The organism is Faecalimonas sp. LCP19S3_D12 (assembly GCF_052121495.1).
GTDB lineage: Bacteria > Bacillota > Clostridia > Lachnospirales > Lachnospiraceae > Faecalimonas.
This window is the reverse complement of record NZ_JBQKED010000099.1, coordinates 1-1753: the sequence shown is the minus strand read 5'-3', so window position 1 is coordinate 1753 and position 1753 is coordinate 1. Positions and strand designations below refer to the sequence as shown.

The following is a 1753-nucleotide window of genomic DNA, read 5'->3' as shown; positions in this document are numbered from 1 at the left end:
AAACTATACCACAATAAGTCTCACACCGATGTTCCGAGCAGGTACACCGGTGGAACAATATGCTCACACCGTTTCAAGCGAAATATTCACACCGGTCGGACGAAATTTGCACAACTACACGACATTGCGAAAGCAAGCTATTATTGGAGATTATGAAGAGTCCGGGAAACTTTCGTGACAACAGCCGACAATTCACCGGCTTTTATAAAAGTTTCTTACTCTGCGATACAGGAAAGAAATAAAACGCCGGAGTGCAAAATTGTTGCTATGATCAGAGGTAGAAACCACATCACTTTGGAAATCATAGACCAGGCATCTGCTTCATTTTTAAATACACTTTTGGGAGTGATGATGGATGCTCAATAATGCAACTAGATTAAAAAAAGGTGTATATAGCAACCGGTTTTACGGAGCTTTACAGAGGTATTGACAGCCTTGCTAGAATCATACGTTTTCAGTTTCATCTGGATCCTTATGATAGGAATACATTGTTCTGTTTTGTGGCAAGCGTACTGACCGAATAAAAGGACTCCTCTGGAAAGGAGACGGATTTCCCCTTCTATACAAGTGTATTGAAAATGGTAGCTTTCGATGGTTGTATACAAAAGATGAAGCGCTGGAGATTACCACAGACTAGTATCAAATGTTAATACAGGGAATAGAGGTTCGGTTATGGCAGTTAAGTATACGGAAGAACAATTAAATATAGTTGATAAGTCGTTTTTTATCCATCTTCTTTTGCAACAGCAGAAGCAGATGAAGGTCTTAACAATGATATAAAAACAATATTTTGAGTATTAATTTGACCTATTTTAGAAGGTGAAGTGTTTGTCGATAAAAGTATGGTTAGATATAGAACTGCATTGCGTAGTGTCATATGTGTTAGGATTAAAATTTAGAAAAAGACTAGCCATGTCCTTTATTATAGTATGTTGAGGAAATCGACACAAATTGCATTCCAATCTAAATTTTTGGAAGGACTTACAGAGAAAATAAAATAAGAATCTAATTATCCACAGTTTCAGCTATTCTTGCTGAGATTGTGGGTAAATTGAAACAAATCAATGCCGCTTCAGGCAAATATTCAGAAAAGAATATAGGAATTCTTGATTATCAAAAGTAGATTTTAGAGTTGGAAATTAGGAAGGGTGGTAGCGTATGTCACTAAAAGATGAGTTTGCAGGATTAAATATGGGAAGTTTGCTTGGTGGACCACTGTCGGCAGCCACAGATGTAAGTTCACAGCTTGCTAATTCCGCAGTAGAATTTATCAATAAAGTTGGGTTTGGTGAGAATGGAAAAACGCAGGTGATGGATTTTGAGGCAACAGCAAACAGCAGGTGGAATCTTAGGATTATCAAAGTGAATGTAACTAGAAATGTAAGTAATTATAGCTTGAATACGAAAAGTGCAGACAATTCTGTGAAATATCATGTGAATGTTCGACTAGGCGACAATGAGACACCGGAAGCACTTGCTCGCGTTTTGGATATTCTGGAGGTGAATATTACTCCTTTGCTAGTGGAGAGCGCGTTAAAAGACGGAAACGAATGAAGAAAGTACGATATTTACAATGTTTCAGTTAAATAGTAAGCGCTTACAAACAAACAGTTGATAGTTAATGAAAAATTATATATAATCGTACTAGAGCGTGTTTGAAAATTATGAGTTTTTGATTATTTTATCCAAATCAGGATTGAAGCAAGGCATATAAACCCCATATATGTGAATGCCAACTTATCATAACGAGTGG

The 1753-nt window shown here is 36.7% G+C and carries 2 protein-coding genes and 1 pseudogene; all 3 read left to right on the top strand.

Features of this window, described 5'->3' with window-relative positions; all coding sequences use genetic code 11:
• Nucleotides 1–174: 174 nt before the first annotated feature.
• The 3 genes and pseudogenes from ACTQXY_RS15355 (at nt 175) to ACTQXY_RS15345 (ending at nt 1554) form a co-directional block, all read left to right on the top strand.
• A complete protein-coding gene (locus ACTQXY_RS15355; RefSeq protein ID WP_441660197.1) occupies nt 175–366 on the top strand; it encodes a hypothetical protein in 192 nt (63 codons plus the stop codon).
• Nucleotides 367–386: 20 nt separating this feature from the next.
• Nucleotides 387–637: pseudogene (tnpB, locus tag ACTQXY_RS15350) on the top strand (IS66 family insertion sequence element accessory protein TnpB).
• 521 nt (nt 638–1158) lie between these two features.
• Nucleotides 1159–1554 carry a DUF2589 domain-containing protein gene (locus ACTQXY_RS15345; protein WP_441660196.1) on the top strand — a complete coding sequence of 132 codons (396 nt, stop codon included), beginning with the start codon at nt 1159–1161 and terminating at the stop codon, nt 1552–1554.
• Nucleotides 1555–1753: the final 199 nt, after the last annotated feature.